Source organism: Silvibacterium sp., from assembly GCF_047605705.1.
Classification (GTDB): domain Bacteria; phylum Acidobacteriota; class Terriglobia; order Terriglobales; family Acidobacteriaceae; genus Silvibacterium.
Map to the genome: position 1 here is coordinate 40,193 of NZ_JASGFD010000032.1, position 18,625 is coordinate 58,817.

Consider the following 18,625-nt stretch of genomic DNA (forward strand, 5'->3'; position numbering starts at 1 on the left):
CAGCGCCCCGACGGACTCCCTCCAGGATGGATTCCGGTGCCGTGAGTGTACCGTTTCCATCTACCGGATGGGTCTCCCTCGAAAGTGGCACGAAGTTTTCCTCCGTCCCACTTTCGGGATACATCTGTCCTGTTTTCCCGGATTTAGCGCCTTACTCTTCCCGGCCGGGCCGGGCCATCAGCTCCTGAATCGCCTGCGGGGCGCTCCTCACTCCTTCGAGCACCGCTTCCACCTGTTCGGCGATGGGCAACTCGACGCCGTGCCGCCGCGCCAGCCCTAAAGCCGCGTGTGTCGTCCGAACGCCTTCGGCCACCTTGCCGCCCAGCCCCTCGAGAATCTCCGGGAGCGTGCGGCCTTTACCCAGCTCGACGCCGACGTGGCGATTGCGCGAGAGGCCGCCGGTGCAGGTGAGCACCAGGTCTCCTACGCCCGCGAGACCGGCCAGCGTCTCACGCCGTCCGCCGCAGGCCTCGGCCAGCCGGGTTACCTCGGCGATCCCGCGGGTGATCAGCGCCGCCGTGCTGTTGTGCCCGAGGCCGAGGCCGGTCACGACGCCCGAAGCGATGGCGATTACATTTTTTAGCGCCCCGCCCAGCTCCACGCCAACCACATCGTCATTGGTATAAAGCCGCAGCGAGTTGCTGGAGAATTCTCGCTGAAGCCGCGCCGCCGTTTCCAGATCGGAGCAGGCGATCGTCACCGCCGTCGGCATCCCCGCCGCTGTTTCCTGCGCGAACGAGGGCCCGCTGAGTACGGCGATGGGCAGGTCGAGACCGCGCGAGGCGAGCACCTCGGCCATGACTTCACTCACGCGAAGGTAGGTGCCGTCTTCGACGCCCTTGGTCGCGCTGACCAGAACCTGCCCCGGCTTCAGCCATTCGGCAAAGCGCGTATAGGAATCGCGCACGGCATGCGACGGCATCACGCTGACAATGATTTCGGCTTCTCTCAGCGCTTCGGCCGGATCGGCCGTCACCGTCATCGACTCGGGAATTGCAAATCCTGGCAGGAAGGCCACATTCTCGCGCTTCTCGCGAATCGAGGCTGCGGTCGGCTCCGAGCGCGTCCACAGCGTCATGGCGTGATCGCCGCGCCGTGCCAGGCTCAGTGCAATTGCCGTACCCCAGGCCCCACTCCCCATTACAGAAATCCTGCTCAACTACGCTCCTGCTTTCTTCTTGGATCCAAACTTGTTTTCCGTGCCTTTGAGCAACCGCGCGATGTTCTGGTGGTGCTTCAGGATGACCAGCAGCGGCACGAAGAAGATCACCCCGGTCAGCAATGGCGTGCGCGGCGCATGCGGCAGCAGCAGCGCGGCTGGAGGAAATACCAGCGCCGCCAGGATCGAACCGAGCGAGACATAGCGGGTGAGGATGACAGCAACCAGGAAGACTCCAAGGCCCACCAGCGCCGCCCACGGAGCCAGCGCGATGAAGACGCCCAGCGCCGTCGCCACACCCTTGCCGCCCTTAAAGCCGAGCCAGACTGTGTAGACGTGGCCGAGAATGGCGAAGAGCGCGGCCAGGGCCTCGGCATCCTGGTGAGGAATGGGCTGGAGCTGCGGAAGCGCGGCGAGCTTTGCGGCAACGGCCACCGCCACAAAGCCTTTCAGCGCGTCGATCAGGAAGGTAGCCGCGCCAAGTTTCTTTCCGCCGGAGCGAATGACATTGGTAGCGCCGATGTTGCCACTGCCCTTGGAGCGAATGTCTTCTTTGAGGAAGACCCGCACAAGGATGTAGCCGGTCGGTATCGAACCCAGCAGGTAGGCCGCGAGCGAAACCAGAGCGTAAGTAAGAACAGGCATCGATTTCCGAGTTTAACCCGCTGCTGCCCGCAGGGCGAATCGCCTTTGGTCGCGCTTCATGAAGTTGTCATTCGGAACGGGTGACGCCGTTTTCACAAACTATGAGCAGAATTTCCTCAGGAACAGAGTTCTGTCTCTCTTCGCATGCCCCGGAATCGTCAGCGAAATCGAGCCCGAACAGTTTGCGTATCAAGGCCGCAGCCACTACAGCCTTGATACGCGAGCGGTCTAACTATGCTTCACTGTTCAAGGCCAGCATCCTTCAACCGAATCAATTTGGAGATAGCTTGAATCACGCCACCTCGAATTCGTTTGCCTTGCTGTCGACCTCCGTGCCCGAAGTTTTGAGCGTGGCAAGGATTGCGGCGGAGGCTTGCTGAATGACTTCGAACGATTCGGCCAGCAAGGATGTATTCCCGTGATAAAGCTGGATATGGTCTGCCGATTTTGTGCCGGTATCCAGCTCAACAGCGGTGCTCACGATGTAGGCAATTGCCTCGGTTTCGTGCACCACCTTAGTTGTCGCGATGCGACGCTCGGCCTTGTGCCGCATCTCGTGCGCCAGCTCATGCACCATAGTGCAAAACCTTTCAGCCTTCGATTGGCCGGGCAGAACTGCAATCTTGCCGCTATAGCTCATGCCCAGCGCAGGTGCGATGCGCTCGGTGAAGACCAACTCGATGCTCCACTACGTATGAGATCGTCGGCATAACTTGGCCAGATGAAACTCCAGTTCATCTTCAATCTCGCCATTCATCTGTTCACGTCTTCTCATGGCCTTCCACCATGTCTTGCAGCGACTGACGATGCTCATACTTTCTCCACTGTCGCGCGAAGAATTGCACCGATGGCATCGGTCATGTGGTTCCACTTTTCTGTTTCCGCATGTAATCGCCGGCGGCCCGCAGAGGTCAGGCGATAGTATTTGGCTTTCCTATTCTTTTCACTCTGCCCCACTCGCTCTCGATCCACCCTTCGTGCTCAAGACGATACAGCACTGGATATAGCGATCCCTGCTGAATTTGCAGGCGATTCCCTGATATCTGCTCAATGCGCAGAAGAATCCCATATCCATGTAAGGGACCAAGCGAGATGGCCTTAAGGACCATCATGTCCAGTGTGCCCTTCAATAGATCGGATTGTTCAGTCGCCATGGGGTTTCTCCAAGATCATCTAGGATGTGTGAAGCTGCTTTCCTAGAATGTCAAGGAGAATGGCTAACGCGGACCGCTGCAAGTGGTCTGAGATGAGGATTGAGGCAATCGTCAAAAATCCGGCCGCTACGGAAGGGTCCGCCGTTGCCGATAGTAGCAACAATCGCTGTAGCCACAACAGGGCCGATTCCAGAGAGCTGCCGGATGCGAGTGCAACGGGCATCGGCTGCACGGATGCGTTTCAACTCGTCGTTCAGGTTGCGGAGCTATTCTTCGATCAGCTTCCACTTGCTCCGGAGTACAAGTTCTTGCGCTTGACGGCTCGATGCGAGCAGCACGGTCGTCCTCATGCTCCCGGCCAACGCCACCTTCGGCGGCCACATCACGTTAGCCTACTTGGGAGCACCAGCCGGCAGAACCTGCGGGCACCACTAATCTCACGGATTACAGAACGACTACGGCAACCCTGATCCTGGGCAGCACTAAGACCGGCACTCCCCGCAAACGTACCCGCGAATCCCTGGGGACGTGCGGCCGGCATGGCAGGCCTCGCTGCTTTCATCTAATAGGCTACCGTCACCGCGTCCGCTGTGGACAATCCTGCGCCAAGGCAGACTGCCACTGTCGATGTCACGGTGCAATAAAGGATCATGGGCCGCCTGTGCAGGCGGCCCATGGCATTATCACCGCGAGAAGCCGGACAACTTCTCGCGGTTCCTCTCTCTACTCGTGGTGAGTTCTAAAACTTTACGGCCAGAGAGAACTGTCCGAAGCGGCGCTCGTCGTGATTACCGCCAGTCGCCAGACTTCCCAGACCACCCTTGAGCTCCGTTACCTGGAGAGGCGTTGCCTGCGGGCCGTCATAGTAGAGGTTCGTGGTGTTTACGTAGTAGTTGTGATGGTTGAATAGGTCGAAAGCTTCGGCGCGAAATTCCCCACGGACGCCCTCGGTGATCCGAACCGACTTACTTATGGATGCGTCGTCATTCCAGGCACCGGGACCTCGGAAAGAGTTGCGGCGCGTCATGTTGCTCGGGAATGGACCGTAATCCGAAATCCCCAGGGTGGAATTCAGAGGGTCGAAGTTTTCCGGGAGAGGGATGGAGAGCGCATTGAAAACATTCGCTCCTGCCGCGGTGGGAGACTTGGCCACCGACGAGTGGACAATCGGTGTCGCGGGAATGAGGCGAGGAACGGTGTAGTCGAACTCATCCGTCGAGTAATCGTAGATCGAAAACGGAATGCCCGTGCGCGCCGTATAGATCGTAGTAAACGTGTAGCCGCCGAGAATCCGCCCAAGCACGCCTTGCTGGGTTTTGTACCAAGGAGTAGACCAGATGGGCGAGAGAACGAAACGATGGCGGATATCAAAGTCGGAGGATCCCCAGTCGAGCATCGGATTGGTCAGGCTCGTATAGCCCAGCGTACCGATATCTCCCGAACCGCCTTGCAGGCTGTCACCAAACGTAGAGCTGATGTCATCGAGCGAATGCGACATCGTATAGTTCGCGACGATGGTCACACCGGAGTTCAGGATGTTCTGGGTCTGAAACTTGAGGTTCAGCGCATCATAGGAGCTTGATCCACCGCTACCGCGGCTGTTAATCGCTGCATATTGGCTGTTCGGCCGCGTAAGGCATTCTGCCGCACCGGTTGCCAAATTCTCGTACGGGCAGGTTTCCCCGCTGGCAGAAGGCTCCGTAACGAGTGCCGCACCCAGGTAGGCCTGCGCGGCTCCGATGCCGTTGACATTCTGGATGTCGTAAAGATGGACTCCATGCGCGCCACTGTAGCTCAACTCCACGATGCTGTGCGGTCCTAGCTGCTGCCCCACAGCCAGGCTATAGAATTGCGTAGCGGCCACATGGATATTGGGGTTGATGGCCCGCAGCTCTGCCGGCGGCAGATAGCTGGTTGGCCCAGCTGTTCCCAGTGGTCCCAGATTGTTGTTGGTGATGTTGTAAGAGCAGGAAGCGCTCTGTGCCGTGCACTGATCCTGCAACACCGCGCTGGCGGGTGGGTTGAAGCTGGCGTTGTAGGTCACATTGCCGAAGTTGCGCTCGTAGCTTATACCGAAGCCGCCGCGGACCACCGTCCGGCCGTCGCCATGGATATCGTAGGCAAAGCCCACACGCGGCCCCACCGACCCCCAGCTCGGGGCCCAAAAGCTGCCAATGGGGCTTTGATTCGCTATATCCACCTGCCCCGAGGCCACCTGTTCCTCAAGGGTCGATCCCGCGCCTTCATAGAAGTTGGAATCCAGATCGGGGTGGTTGTTGTGCTGAACACCGTAGTGTTCATAGCGCACGCCATAGTTCAAGGTAAGGCGTGGGGTCGCCTTCCAGCTGTCCTGGGCATACAGCGCCCAGTCATCGTAGCGATAGCTGCGAGCGTAGGCCGCCGAAGACAGAGGTGGTGTAACGGCGCAGGCTGAGGTCTCGATGAGGCTGCCGTACACATCCGTTTCGCATGGAAGCTTTCCTTGCGGATCGACGCGAGCGGCGAAGGTTGTAAGCGTGCTGCCGCCGGCCGCGCCCGCCGTGTTGAGCAGGTCGTTAAAGCTGTCGGCAAAGGTGGTGCCCAGTACTTCGTTGGCCTGGGCGTAGGCGCCATAGGACTGGTTCAGCTGGATATAGGTAAACTGGCCACCGAACTTGAAGCTGTGCGCTCCTTTGATAAGAGCCAGATCGTCCTCGAGTTGAATAGTGTTCTGAGGACCACCGTAGGGCAGTCCGCCTTCCCCCGCATCTCCCGAGTTCTCGAGCCCTGGAAACTGAATGTCCCCGCTGGTGACGGGATCGGTCGGAGGCGAAAAGAACAGGCTGGGAGTGTCGGTCAGCGACGTATCAAAGGACGTGTTTTCGTTATATCGCGTGAAGCTGGCCTTTACGTTATTCAACAGGAACGCATTAAAGGAGTGGCTGAGCGAATAGAGATAGCTCTGATTTAAATACGTTGTGCCGGCGTCGTACTGCGGATACGCGCTGTAGAAGGCCGAACCTGTAAATTGGTTGATATTCTCACGCCCGGCACGGAAGAACATCTGCGTTTTGTCTGTAGGCTGGTAATCGCCACGGATGACCAGGTCATAAGCGTTCTCCGGCACACCGCCGCCAGCATCGAAGGGGGCCTGAAAGCTGACTTTATCGAACACGGGCGTTGCAGCGGGAATGAGTGTTGTTCCGTTCACCAGCAGGCTTGAAGAAACACCAGCGGCCTGAAGCTGGCCCGCGGTCGCGGCAACTCCTGAAGAGGCGACAGCACCCGTGCCGTAGGTTGTGAAGTACGCCTGGGCATTGCTCGGCAAGAGAGCGATGAAGGCTGGGTCGAGCACCTCCTCCGCCTCGGTCGCCGAACTGCGCACGCGTGTCCATTCGCTGCTGCCCATAAAGAACAACTTGTTCTTGAAGATCGGACCACCTACCTGGAAGCCAAACTGGTTGCGGGTATAGCTTCCCTTGGGGTCGACAATGGAACCCGCAGCGGCATTCGCCGCGTCATTGGCATAGGTATTTGCTGTGTAGGCCGAAAGACGGTTGTATCCCCATGCGGAACCGTGAAAATTGTTGGAGCCAGACTTCGTAGTCACGTTTACGACACCGCCAGAGGCACGGCCGTATTCCGGCGAAAAGTTATTGGTGATGACGCTGTATTCCTGGACAGCATCGATGGGAATGTCTTCGCCGACGGCCAGGCCGAAGATGCTGACATTCTCCACGCCGTCGAGCAGGATCTCGGTTCCGGACTCACGCTGCCCGTTAATGGCGACGCCAACTCCGCGGTTGGTCAGGTTCTGGCCGCTGTTCGAACTGTTGGTCGTGTTGTCCCCGGCGCTGACGTTGCCGGACAAAACGACGAAGTCGTAAGGGTTGCGCGTCAGGCTAGGGAGATTTGTAAGCTGCTGAGAATCCACAACCTGAGACAGCTCCTGGGTCTGACTATTCAACTCGACGCCGCCCGCACCAATCACCCGTACCTCTGAAGTGGCCTGTGTTACCGAGAGGCCTGCATCCAAGGTCGCATGTCCACCGACGGTCAATTCGACTTTCCCCGTGAAGGGCTGGAAACCCGTGGCCGTAATCGTAATCTGATAGGTGCCAGGCAAAAGCCCCGGGCTGATGTAAGTGCCTGTAGGAGAGATAGGTAAAGTTCGCTCGGCATTGGTGCTTAGGTTCTTGATGACTACGGTTCCGCCGGGGATCAAGGCTCCGGTGGGATCCGTAACTTTACCTGCAATCTGACCTGTGTCGGTCTGCGACCACAAGGACTGTGGCGACAGAACGGTGAAAACTCCCGCGAACAAAGATAGGGCCAGTGCAGCAGCCCTCAAATCGTGGTTGCGTCGGCTCATCAAGGCATCCTTTCCTCGTAAGGCGAGACAGGAACGAGGAGTATGTGGGTTGCCCAGCGAATAGCACGTTAGTAGCCAAAAATAAGTTCCCTTCAGTATCTCGCCCTAGATAAGCGATAACCTTCACACAAATCATTACCTGCCATATATATACAGTTGGCCTCTCATCTGACGGGTATTTATCGAAGCCTCTCCTCGACGATTTCATATTTGGTATATTCCATACCAACTTCTGAATCCGTCGAGCAATGCTAAGTGGATAGCTGCTGGAAGGCCACTGGAGCAACATAAGATCGACGAATGTCGCATTAAGAGCTGGCCGTCTAGATCGGAGGCGTCCAAATCGCTGCTCGATGCTTAAGGAGCGAATGCTAGACGAACAAACCGGAATATCGTAGATCCCTGAAGCGATCCTGATGAGACAGGGAGTTAAGGATTCGTCGCGAAAATATCGTAACCGGCCAATACCGGACAACTTTCGCAGATCAAGAGCGGTAGACCTCTAGACCCGGAGAGCGCAAAGGTTTGCCCCCGACACACTCTCCCCCGCTGGCCTAAACCAGAGGCAAGGAGAGCAGGCGAATGCGAGCGTTGGCATGTACGAGCTTATTTGCAGGGAGTATGTGCACCGCGGCGGCGCAGGCGGCCTGTATTCCGTAGCATGGACATTCCGTAAAGCTTTTCGACGGCAAGGATCTCAACGGCTTCGATACGTTCCTTAAGAACGACGGCCTCAACCCGATCCGAACCATGTCTTTACCGTTGAGCATGGGGCAGTGCATGTCTCGGGTACGGAGAGGGGTACTTCATCACGAAGCAGTCTTACTCCAACTACCATCTGCGCGCGGAGTTCAAGTGGGGTAAGGGCACCTTCGGCGAGCGACATGGGCAGGCGCGCGACAGAGGCATCCTCTACAACATCCAGGGCGAGAACAAGGTAAAGGCCCGTACAAGAATGTGACTGGATATCGGGATCCGGCGAATGAACTGGAAAAGCCGCACGGCGAGTGGAACGTCGTGGAGCTGGCGAATCGCGACGGACAAGTGTGGCAGTACGTGAACGGTAAACTGGCGAACGAGGGCACGGACGCCCCACCGGCGAACGGCAGGATCCTCTTTCAGGCCGAAGGTACAGAGCTCTACTTCCGCAACATGACCTTGGCGCCGCTGAAATAAGAGGCGCATCTCGCTGGGTGCAGATTTCCGGTGCATAGCTCACCTGTATCTGCATCGGCACGTCTCATCCAGGAAAGAGCGGAGACTGGATATGCGAGTGCCTTGTCAGATTCGAAAGACGTCGCTATGGGCAGGCATGTTCGTGTTGCTCGCAGGAGCCACACTGATGGCTCAAAACAATGCGGGCGGCACGACTAGCTCTCCCACGACCAGTCCGGCATTTGAAGTCGCCACGATCCGACCATCGAACCGTGGTGACAGCCGCAATTGGATGGGGATGAAGTTGGATAACTCGGGCCGGTTCCAGACTTCGGAAGAGTCTTTGAACGGGCTTGTCTACCTGGCCTACATGGCTCCTCCTGAGCAGAACAAGGTGGCAAAGGATCGCAGGGCGCCGGACTGGGTGAACTCGGCAGAATTCGATATCGACGCAAAGGTTGACAATGCCGACTTGAAGGACTGGGACAAGCTCTCCTATGAGGAGCGTATGGACGTCATCCGGCCCATGCTGCGACAGTTGCTTGACGAGCGATTTCACCTCAAGCTCAGAACCGAGGATCAGATGACCCCGGTGTATGCACTGGTGCAAGCCAGGGGCGGAGCGCATGTGGAGGAAGTTCCAGCGCCGGAGCCGGTAAAAGGCGATACGGACGAGGCTGAAAAACACTGGATGGACGCGCACCCCGGCGACATATATCCGGGCATGATGATGTGTACGAGAAACAAGTGTACCGCGCACGCGGTGAAGATCAGCGGCGCAATCGGGCAGATTGCTGCCAATGCTCATGCAGACCGTATAGTCCTCGATGAGACCGGATTGAACAGCTATTACGACTTTTCGATTCCCTTTCCTGAAGAAAAGGACGAGTTCCCCATGCACACCATCGAGGAAGCGCTGGGGGTCAAGTTCGAGCCACGCACGGTGCCCATGAAAACTTACGTCATTGTGTCGGCGGACAAGCCGAGCATGGATGCCCTTTGCATCGGACGGTAGCGCTGCGTGCCGCGTGGCTGTGCGGCAACCGTCACACATGGCGCTCCGTCAGGCCATGCTTCTGTTCAGCATGATCTACAGCTTTACGCTGGCGCTCTGTGCTTAGAAGTTTCCCGAGGTGAAGTCGTTCAACACAAGGTTATCCAGGCTCAGGTTCGCCATCAGACGCCTCAGCTTCGCGTTCTGCTGCTCCAGCTCCTTTAGCCGCTTCGCCTGGTCCACCTGCAAACCACCATACTCGTTAGTGTGTCTGTTCCGTGATGGACAACTCTTTGCAGGCTTGAACCGTCGTCTTGCCGTTCGCTACAGATATCTGGATCTCCCGCAAGAATTCACTACCTGCTCAGCTGTGTGATTCTTGCCTCGCGTCATACAACCCTCCTCATGTCCAGTCTCTATCATTACGACTGGCAAAAATCAGGCTGGGGAGACCAGTTAGAGCGCATCAAGCCGTCAGCATGTAGGGGACCGAGAGCCGTACGATGCATTCCAGCAAGCTACGCCTGCTCCAGGGCCTGCGGTCATGGCGGCTAGGTCAGATTTGAAGCGCAGATAGGAGAAACTACGGTTCAGGAAATTGAGCCGCGAAATATTCTCACCTTCAGAACGCTGTCGCTCTGACGCAATGTGGAGGGCAATAGGCGAGAGTATGAATGCTAGCGTTCGTGGCGTTCTGCTCATCTACGAATCTGGCACATGGGATCGTAGTTTGCGCGGAAGTTTGGAGATCCCTGAACGCCAGAGAATGCTTAAGAGCTGGAGCCGATGAAGAACGAACAAAAGTAGCGTACGCGCGACCGCATAAACATCATGCGCTACAGCAACGACACAATGCTCGGGTTAGCCTCAAATATGAGAGGCCGTTAGTCTCATTGCGATTGGAAGATCGCACACACAGATCTATCTTGAGCAATAGCAGCGGAAGCGAAAGAGAAATGTCACGGGTCTCATGTCACGATCTGCCACGCGGTGACGAATGTCGAAAAATGTCATCTGTAGCAAAATCCGCACAACCCGGATATGATGAGATCATGGCGGCGACAGATACTGAACTCGAGCACACGCCTGTACTCCCCGGTCAGCGCGGTCCGGCGGAGCATCAGAGGCGGGACCAGATCCTGCAGGCTGCAAGCGAACACTTCCGTCACTACGGCTACAGAAAGACCGCCGTTGCCGATCTAGCCAAGGCTATCGGCCTCTCGCCCGCATACATCTATCGCTTCTTCGTCTCCAAGCAGGCCATTGGCGAGGCCGTTTGCGCGCAGTGCCTGGGCGAGCGCACCGCCGCGCTTGAAAAGATCCTCGAAGAGACGGCATCGCCGGTCGAGTGCATGCGCAAGATCTACAAGACACTGGCGCTCAAAGGCGCGCAGCTCTTCTTCGAAGACCGCAAGATGCACGACATCATCACCGCGTCCTTCGAGGAGCGGTGGAACAACCTCGAAGCGTACAACCAGGCGCTCATCGCCATCATTCGCAAGGTGCTGCTGCGCGGTCGCGAGAACGGCGAATTCGAGCGCAAGACCTCGCTCGAGGAGGCCTGCCGCGCCATCCATCACACCATGCAGTCCTTCTTCCATCCCATCCTGCTCGAGCAGAATCTCGATCACCTGGAAGAAGACGCAATCGCGGTAGCGAACCTTGTCCTGCGCTCCCTCGCGCCCTGACCTGAATTCGGAACCACATACGGACCTGCCGGTTGGCTCAGCACCCGAGGTACGCCCTGAGCGCGAGCACTCGCGCTCTCTCGGTGCTGTATGAGCGTATGACCATACTCCAATCACTTCCCGAAAACCAAAATCTGCACAGATCAGACAAGATCCTCGCGAACGCAGCTTCGAGACTGGGCGTAGCGATGATTCAACCCGGCCTGGCATCTGTCCCGGCCAATGCGCGGAGGACGCATGCATCTGTTGCAGGAACTGGTCCGGGACCCGTTCCAAGATCTCTTCGAACGACAGCGGCGTCACTTCCGCTCCGGAGCCACGCGCGCCTATGAATGGCGCATGGACCAGCTCGATCGCATGGCGCGGCTGCTGTCTGAAAACGAGGAGACGCTGCATGTCGCCATCCGCACCGATTTCAAGACCGCGAGCCAGGAGTATCTCTTCGAGACCTATGCCTGCCTGGGTGAGATCATGTATCAGCAGAGCCAGCTCAAGGACTGGATGACGCCGGTCGAGGCGCCGGTTCCAAAGGCGCTGGCCGTCACCGGCCACAAGGCTTACATCCATCGCGAGCCGCATGGCGTGGCGCTCATCATCGGGCCCTTCAACGGGCCGCTGCTGCTGGTGCTACGGCCTGCCATCGCTGCGCTGGCCGCGGGCAATAGCTGCATTCTCAAGCTGAGCCCGGCGCTGCCCGCGACTTCTGCGCTCATGGCCAGATTGGTCGACCAGTACTTCGAGCCCTGCTCGGTCGCGGCCATCGTCGGCGGTCGCGAAGAGACTCTGGAGTTGCTCAGGCTACCCTTCCACTTCATCTTCTTCACCGGTAGCACGGCGGTAGGTAAGGTCGTCGCGCGCGCCGCGGCCGAGCACCTGACCCCAGTCATCCTGCAGCTCGGCGGCCAGAACCCTGTTGTCGTGGATGAAACCGCCGACATCGCCGATGCCGCTCGAAAGATCGTATGGGGCGCGATGTCCTGGGGCGGCCAGTGGTGCAGCTCGCCCGGATATGTCTGCGTGCATGAGTCGGTGGCCGAGGAGTTCGTCGCGAAGTCAGTGGCTGCGCTGGTCGATCTTTACGGCGAGGACCCCAAGGCCAATCCGGATTACTCTCGGCTCATCAGCGCGGGCGAAGTTCACCGCCTGGCCGCGCTGCTCGACATGGAGCGCGTCGTGATCGGAGGCGAGATCGACCCGGTCGAGCGCTACTTCGCGCCGACCATCCTGTATCCCGCGCAGTGGAGCGACCCGATCATGCAGGAAGAAGTCTTCGGGCCCGTGCTGCCGATTCTCATCTATAAGACCTTCGACGAGGTGCTCGAGAGAATCTCGGCCAAGCCTTCGCCGCTCGCGGCGTACATCTTCACCCGGAATCAGCGAGCCATCGACCGCTTCTGGAGCGAGCTCTCCTTCGGCGGAGGCCCGGTTAACCAGGTCAACATTCACCTCTTCATCGAGTCGATGCCCTTCGGCGGCATCGGCGCATCGGGCATGGGGCAGTACTACGGCAAGCACGGATTCGACGCGCTCACCCACCCCAAGTCGATGCTGGTTTCGCCGCCCGGCGTGGCCATCGAGCACCTGCTGCCTCCGTATACGGCCGCCAAGAACAACGAACTCACCATGTGGTTCGATTACTAAAGGCTGTTATGGAGCAGCGATGACAAACTTACTGAAGGCTTCTTTGACGCCCGATTTTTGGCGCACCGGCTTGGCCATGATCCGCTACATCCCCCGCGCCTTCCGCGTGCCTCAGGTCGATGGCATCGTCTTCTTCACGAAATCCAAGCTGGCCGAGTATCGCGCCCGCATCGCCTCGCTCACGCCTGACTCGAAGACAGTCTGGGGCACCATGTCGGTCGACCAGGGGCTACATCATCTGAACCTGGCCTGCGGGCATGCGCACGGCTTTTACGCGCTTCCCGATGAGAGTTATCTTGCCTCGCGTACCGTCTTTCGCTGGATCCTCGTGGACTGGTTTCCGGAGCAGCCACAGGGGCTGCGCCTGCCCACCGGCTTCAAGATTCCGCACGACCAGCATTTCGATTTCTTCGAGGAGCAGGCGAAGCTTATCGCCATCCTCGAAGCCGCATGGAACAAGCGCTCGGCTGACGCATGGGGACCGCACTGCACCTTTGGCCGTATGTCACTGCGCGAATGGGGCAAGCTCCTCCAGATTCATATCGACTACCATCTGCGCCAGTTCGGCGCTTGAATTGCTTCATCTGTTCAACAAAAAATGGCGGTCCGGATGCTATCCGGGCCGCCACATGTTTTTTGAAGCGGCACGACTACGCTTCCACCAGTATTGCCTGTTCTTCGCGCGGAGCCTGTGCGGTGGGCTTTACCTTGTACCAGATGGCATAGAGCGCCGGTAGAAAGAACAGCGTCAGCACCGTGCCGATGAGCGTGCCGCCGATCAGCGTGTAGGCCATCGAACCCCAGAAGACCGAGTAGGTGAGTGGGATGAAGGCCAGCACCGCGGCCAGCGCCGTCAGCAGCACGGGGCGGGCTCGCTGCACGGTGGCCTCCACCACCGCCTGGTAGCTGTCCAGCCCCTCCTCCTGGTTGGTCTTGATCTGCCCGATCAGGATCAGCGTGTTGCGCATGATGATGCCGGCCAGCGCGATCAGCCCGAGGATGGCGTTGAAGCCGAAGGGCTGGTGGAAGAGCAGCAGCGTCGGCACCGTGCCCGCGAGCCCCAGTGGCGCGGTCAGCACCACCATGAACATCGCCGAGAACGAGCGCACCTGCAGCATGATCACCGTCAGCATCAGCACGATCATCATGGGGAAGACCACCTGCAGGGCCACGTTCGCCTTGGTCGCCTCCTCCACGTTGCCGCCTACCTCGATCTTGTAGCCCGAGGGCAGTGCCGCGACGATCGGCTGGATCGACTTCAGGATTTCGGCCGAGACCTGCGGCGGCTGTAGTCCTTCTTCGATGTCCGACTGCACCGTGATGGTCGGCATGCGGTCGCGGCGCTTGAGGATAGGCTCCTCCTGCCGCACCTCCACATGTCCGATCTGGCTCACCGGCACCAGCTTGCCATCATGGCTGATTAACGTCATGTCCTGGAGCCGCGCCGGATCGAGGCGATCGGAGCCCGCGCTGCGCGCCACCAGGTCGACCGTGCGGATATCCTCGCGCACCTGCGTCACCGGCACGCCCGTCAGCAGGAACTGGATCTGCAGTCCCGCCTCCGACGGCGATAGCCCGATGAGATGAAGGCGATCCTGGTCGAGCACGAAGTGCACCGTCGGCGCCTTCTCGCCCCAGTCCTCATTCGCCTGCCGCGTATGCGGATTGGCGACCATCACCTGCCGCACCTGGTCGGCGATGACGCGCACCTTTTCCAGGTCCGGCCCCATCACGCGGAACTCCACCGGCCACGGGGTATAGGGGCCGAAGACCAGCTGGGTGACGCGCACGCGCGCCTCGGGCGCAATGCCCGCCGCTACCTGCTGCCGCAGCCGCAGCTTGAGCGCATCACGCTGCTCCTGACTGGGCGTCAGCACGATGATCTTCGCGAAGTTCGGGTTGGGCAGCTCGGGGTTATAGGAGAGGAAGAAGCGCGGCGCGCCTCCGCCCACGTACGCCGTCACGATCTTTGCCTCCGGCTGATGGCGAAGCCAGTCCTCTACCTTCGCGCTCGCCTGGCTCGTCGTCTCGATGCTGCTGCCCTGGGGTAGCGTCACCTCCACCAGCAGCTCCGGACGGTCCGAAGCCGGGAAGAACTGCTGCCGCACTGAGCCCATGCCGACAAATGCCGCAAGAAAGATGACCGCAACCGCTGCCGCCACCAGGTATTTCCACCGTACAGCGCCCTGCACCAGCCGCCGCAGCCGTTGGTAGCCCGCGGTCGCATAAATGGCCTCATGTCCGCCGGCGATCGGCTTGATCTTCGGCAGCAGCTGCACGCCCAGATACGGCGTGAATGTCGCCGCCACCGCCCAGGAAACCAGCAGCGCGAAGGCCACCACCCAGAAGATGTTTCCGGCATACTCGCCGGCCGTCGATTTCGCGAAACCCACCGGCATCAGGCCGATGGCCGTCACCAGCGCGCCCGCCAGTCGCGGCGCGGCGGTGTGGCCCCATGAATAACCCGCCGCCTGGATGCGGTCCCAGCCCTCTTCCATCTTTACGACCATGCTCTCGATCACGATGATCGCGTCGTCCACCAGCAGGCCGAGCGCAAGGATAAGCGCGCCCAGCGTGATGCGGTCGAAGACGCGGCCGGTGCCTAGCATCACCACGAAGACCGCGGCCAGCACCAGCGGTACCGCCGCCGCCACCACGATGCCCACGCGCCAGCCCAGGCTGATGAGGCTCACGATCATCACCACGCCGAGCGCCACGCAGAACTTCAGCATGAACTCGTCATAGGCTTCCTTGATGTTCACCGCCTGGTCGGTCACCTTGCTGAAGACGATGCCCGCGGGCAGCTCGGAGGAGATCTTCTTCTGCTCCGCCTCGAGCGCCTTGCCGAGGTCGAGGCCGTTCCAGCCCTCGCGCATCACGATGCTCAGCAGCAGCGCGTTCTCGCCATTGTGGCGAATCAGAAAAGTCTGCGGATCCTCGTACCCGCGCTTCACGTCCGCCACGTCGGAGAGCCGCAGCGTGCGGCCACCGGCCACGATCGGCGTGTCCCGCACCTTTTGTAAATCGTTGAGCGCGCCATCGAGGCGCACGAAAACCTGCTGATCCTGCGTGTCGATCGAGCCCGAAGGCGTCACCGCGTTCTCGCGCACCAGCGCATCGAAGATCTGCTGCGGACTTACGCCCAAATTCGCCAGCCGCGAATACGAGAACTCCACGTAGATGCGCTCCGGCTGTTCGCCCACGATGTCGATCTTCTTCACGCCCGGCACGTGTAGCAGCCGCTGCCGCAGCGCCTCGGCCTCGCGCGTGAGCACGCGCAGCGGCAGCCCGTGCGCCTCTACGGAGTAGAGCGCAAAGGTCACATCGGAGTATTCGTCGTTGATGAACGGCCCGTAGGCTCCCTGCGGCAGCTTGTGCGCCTCGTCACCCAGTTTCTTGCGCGCCTGGTAGAACTCCTCGGGCACGTCCTTTGGGCTCATGCTGTCTTTGAGCGAGACCTTCATCAGCGCCAGGCCTGGCCGCGTGAACGTCTCCTCGCGGTCGTAGTCGCGCAGCTCCTGCATGCGCTTCTCGAGCGGCTCGGCCACCAGGTCCTGCATCTGCTGCGCGGTCGCGCCCGGCCACACCGCTACCACCGTGAACACCTTCACCGTGAAGGTCGGGTCTTCCGCACGGCCAAGCTTGAAGAAGGCGAAGACGCCCGCGCCAAGCACCGCAAGCAGTAGGAAGAGCGTCACCGCCTTCTCTCGTACCGCGATTGCTGAGAGATTCAGGAAGGTCTCGGTCGCCTTCTCCCGCACCTCGGGGCCGGAGATGTCGTGGACATGGAACTCATTGTGCTCGTGATCGTGCCGGGTCATTGCGCCACCTCCGCGTGCTGCTCTTCCACGCGCACGCGATCTCCGTCATGCAGCAGGTGCACGCCCAGTGCCACGATCTTCTCGCCCGGCTCGACGCCGCCGGTCAGGATCGCGTCTTCTTCCGTCATGCTGCGCACCTGCACCGGATGGAAGGAGACCGTGTCCTTCGCCGCGTCGAGCGCCCACACCCCGGGGCCCTTGCCAAGGTCGATGATCGAGGCGATCGGCACAGCATAGGAGTCATCCGTATTGCTGCTCGCGTTGTTGCCGTCGAGACGAATCGTGACCGTCGCGCCCAGCGGCGCATTTGCATCCTTGCCCGTGAGCACGTAACGCGCCTCATAGGTACGCGTCAGCGGATCGGCCACATCGGAGAGCTGGCGCAGCTTCGCGACCACGGGATCGCTCTCGCCGTAGACCGTTGCCTGGGCCACCGAGCCCAGCTTCGGCCGCACCGTCTCCGGCAGGTTTACGGCGGCCTCGCGCGGACCCGCATGCGCCAGCTTCACCACCGTCTGCCCCGCGGCCACCACCTGGCCCGGCTCGGCCGAGGTCTCCATCACGATGCCGTCCGAATCCGCGGTCAGCGTGGAATAGTCTCCCTCGTCCTGGGCCACCTTCTGCTGCGCCTCGGCGGCCTGCAACTCCGCCTGCGCGGCATCGGAAGCCGCCTTCACCTGGTCGTAGGTCGAGGCCGAGATCGCGCCGGTCTTCACCAGCCCGCGATAGCGCGCCTCGTCGGCCGCTGCCTGCACCGCCTTCGCCTTCGCCGCCGCCACCGTCTCCGTCCTGGCCGTGATCGCGTGTGTGTAGTCAGTCGGGTCGATGGTCATCAGCACCTGACCGGCGTGCACGAACTGCCCGGTATCGACCAGACGTTTGGTCACCTTGCCCGGCACACGAAAGCCCAGGCCGCTCTCGACGCGCGCCGAGACCACGCCCGTAAAGGTGTGGACGCCTTCAGAGGAATCGCGGACGCTGGTGATCCGCACCAGTTCGGGTTGGGTGCGGGGATCGGCCTCTACCGCGTGGCTGCAACCGGACAGGCTGACTGCAAGCGGGACCACGGCCAGAGCTGCGTAGCGTAACTGCTGTTTCCTCATAATCGGCTCTCCTGCTATTTCTGAGCCAAAATCTATACACAAGTGACGATTATGTAAAATCATAAACAATCACAATCTAAATTTAATGATTCTTTGCGGCCACGCCCCTGAAGCCATCTCCTTCACGGGTCGGCGCCATCGTCTGTTAGCCGCGCTAAACGCGCCCTGCTTGCGGAAAATCTCTCAAATAAACGGTACTGCACCGTATCCAGACCGCTGCGAAGAGAGTCCCGGATTCTCGCTTCTGCCTGTTGCGAGCGTTCGGCAGGAACGTTATTCCGAGTTTCGATATTGACAACGTGTAACGATTCAAAATAATCTTCACACACTATGACGAACCGCAATCCACTCGCCCCTATCGAAAGTCAATTGCCCCGTACCGGCGAGCGGAGTCGCCGAGCCGCGCTCGCGGTCCGTCCTCTGCGTCTGGCCATGAGCCTTACGATCGCCGCGCTACTCTCCGGTTGCACCGTCGGGCCGAAGTACCATCCGCCCACCGTCCAGCTGCAGCCCTTCCACAATGCGCCGGCTGTCGATGCGCGCACCGGTACGCTGCCCGCGCCTCCGCTCGACCAGTGGTGGACCGGCTTCCAGGATCCGGAGCTGACGAAGATCGTGCAGCGCGCGCTCGATCAGAACCTAGACCTTGCCGCTGCCCTGGCGCGCGTCGACCAGGCCCGGGCCGCCGCCAAGGGCGCGGGCGCGCAACGTCTGCCTTCGGCCGGAGCCTATGCCTCGACCACCTCGCTCTCGCAATCGACCGAGAGCGAGGTCGGCCGCCTGCATGGGTTGGTCCCCGGCTACGACCGCGACCAGAACTATTACGACATCGGCATCTCCGCCAGCTGGGAAGCCGACCTCTTCGGCGGGCTCCGCAAGGGAGCGCAGGCGGCCGCCGCCGAGGCCCAGGCTGC

General features: G+C 60.1%; 12 protein-coding genes and 2 pseudogenes. 6 read left to right on the forward strand and 8 right to left on the reverse strand.

The window, feature by feature from the left end:
- Positions 1 to 151: 151 nt before the first annotated feature.
- The 5 genes and pseudogenes from QM649_RS12745 to QM649_RS12765 form a co-directional block, all read right to left on the reverse strand.
- Positions 152 to 1,159: an NAD(P)H-dependent glycerol-3-phosphate dehydrogenase gene (locus QM649_RS12745; RefSeq protein WP_415199427.1), complete on the reverse strand. Its 1,008-nt coding sequence runs from the start codon at positions 1,157 to 1,159 to the stop codon at positions 152 to 154.
- The gene (plsY, locus tag QM649_RS12750) at positions 1,160 to 1,804 is read right to left on the reverse strand and encodes a glycerol-3-phosphate 1-O-acyltransferase PlsY (protein ID WP_415199428.1); all 645 of its coding nucleotides are present in this window, start codon (positions 1,802 to 1,804) and stop codon (positions 1,160 to 1,162) included. It lies immediately after the preceding gene.
- A gap of 292 nt (positions 1,805 to 2,096) precedes the next feature.
- Positions 2,097 to 2,486, reverse strand: a pseudogene (locus QM649_RS12755) (DUF1738 domain-containing protein); the annotation flags it as partial.
- Between the two features lie 229 nt (positions 2,487 to 2,715).
- Complete coding sequence (locus QM649_RS12760) at positions 2,716 to 2,958, reverse strand: helix-turn-helix transcriptional regulator (protein WP_415199429.1); 243 nt, start codon at positions 2,956 to 2,958, stop codon at positions 2,716 to 2,718.
- Positions 2,959 to 3,697: 739 nt separating this feature from the next.
- On the reverse strand, positions 3,698 to 7,309 hold the full coding sequence (locus tag QM649_RS12765) for a carboxypeptidase regulatory-like domain-containing protein (protein WP_415199430.1): 3,612 nt from the start codon (positions 7,307 to 7,309) through the stop codon (positions 3,698 to 3,700).
- A gap of 957 nt (positions 7,310 to 8,266) precedes the next feature.
- Between QM649_RS12765 and QM649_RS12770 the strand changes: the two genes are divergently transcribed.
- Positions 8,267 to 8,485 (forward strand): family 16 glycoside hydrolase, encoded by a 219-nt coding sequence (locus QM649_RS12770; RefSeq protein ID WP_415199431.1) that lies wholly within the window; start codon positions 8,267 to 8,269, stop codon positions 8,483 to 8,485.
- A 166-nt stretch (positions 8,486 to 8,651) separates the two neighbouring features.
- Positions 8,652 to 9,479, forward strand: a complete 828-nt coding sequence (locus QM649_RS12775; protein ID WP_415199432.1) for a TIGR03435 family protein — start codon at positions 8,652 to 8,654, stop codon at positions 9,477 to 9,479.
- Here the strand turns inward: QM649_RS12775 and QM649_RS12780 are convergent.
- Positions 9,461 to 9,851 (reverse strand): annotated as a pseudogene (locus QM649_RS12780) (transposase); the annotation flags it as partial. The gene QM649_RS12775 and the pseudogene QM649_RS12780 overlap by 19 nt on opposite strands.
- A 659-nt stretch (positions 9,852 to 10,510) precedes the next feature.
- Here QM649_RS12780 and QM649_RS12785 point away from each other — a divergent pair.
- The 3 genes from QM649_RS12785 (at position 10,511) to QM649_RS12795 (ending at position 13,361) form a co-directional block, all read left to right on the forward strand.
- A complete protein-coding gene (locus QM649_RS12785) occupies positions 10,511 to 11,146 on the forward strand; it encodes a TetR/AcrR family transcriptional regulator (RefSeq protein WP_415199433.1) in 636 nt (211 codons plus the stop codon).
- 237 nt (positions 11,147 to 11,383) lie between these two features.
- Positions 11,384 to 12,787, forward strand: coding sequence for an aldehyde dehydrogenase family protein (locus QM649_RS12790; protein ID WP_415199434.1), 1,404 nt, complete (start codon positions 11,384 to 11,386; stop codon positions 12,785 to 12,787).
- A 19-nt stretch (positions 12,788 to 12,806) separates the two neighbouring features.
- Entirely contained in the window at positions 12,807 to 13,361 is a 555-nt protein-coding gene (locus QM649_RS12795) for a DUF1569 domain-containing protein (RefSeq protein WP_415199435.1), read from the forward strand.
- A 76-nt stretch (positions 13,362 to 13,437) separates the two neighbouring features.
- Here the strand turns inward: QM649_RS12795 and QM649_RS12800 are convergent, their stop codons facing one another.
- Both QM649_RS12800 and QM649_RS12805 read right to left on the reverse strand, forming a co-directional pair.
- On the reverse strand, positions 13,438 to 16,608 hold the full coding sequence (locus QM649_RS12800) for an efflux RND transporter permease subunit (RefSeq protein WP_415199436.1): 3,171 nt from the start codon (positions 16,606 to 16,608) through the stop codon (positions 13,438 to 13,440).
- A complete protein-coding gene (locus tag QM649_RS12805) occupies positions 16,605 to 17,711 on the reverse strand; it encodes an efflux RND transporter periplasmic adaptor subunit (RefSeq protein ID WP_415199437.1) in 1,107 nt (368 codons plus the stop codon). Before QM649_RS12805 ends, QM649_RS12800 begins: the two co-directional genes overlap by 4 nt.
- A gap of 432 nt (positions 17,712 to 18,143) precedes the next feature.
- Here QM649_RS12805 and QM649_RS12810 point away from each other — a divergent pair.
- On the forward strand, positions 18,144 to 18,625 hold a 482-nt coding region (locus QM649_RS12810), incomplete at its 3' end, for a TolC family protein (protein WP_415199438.1).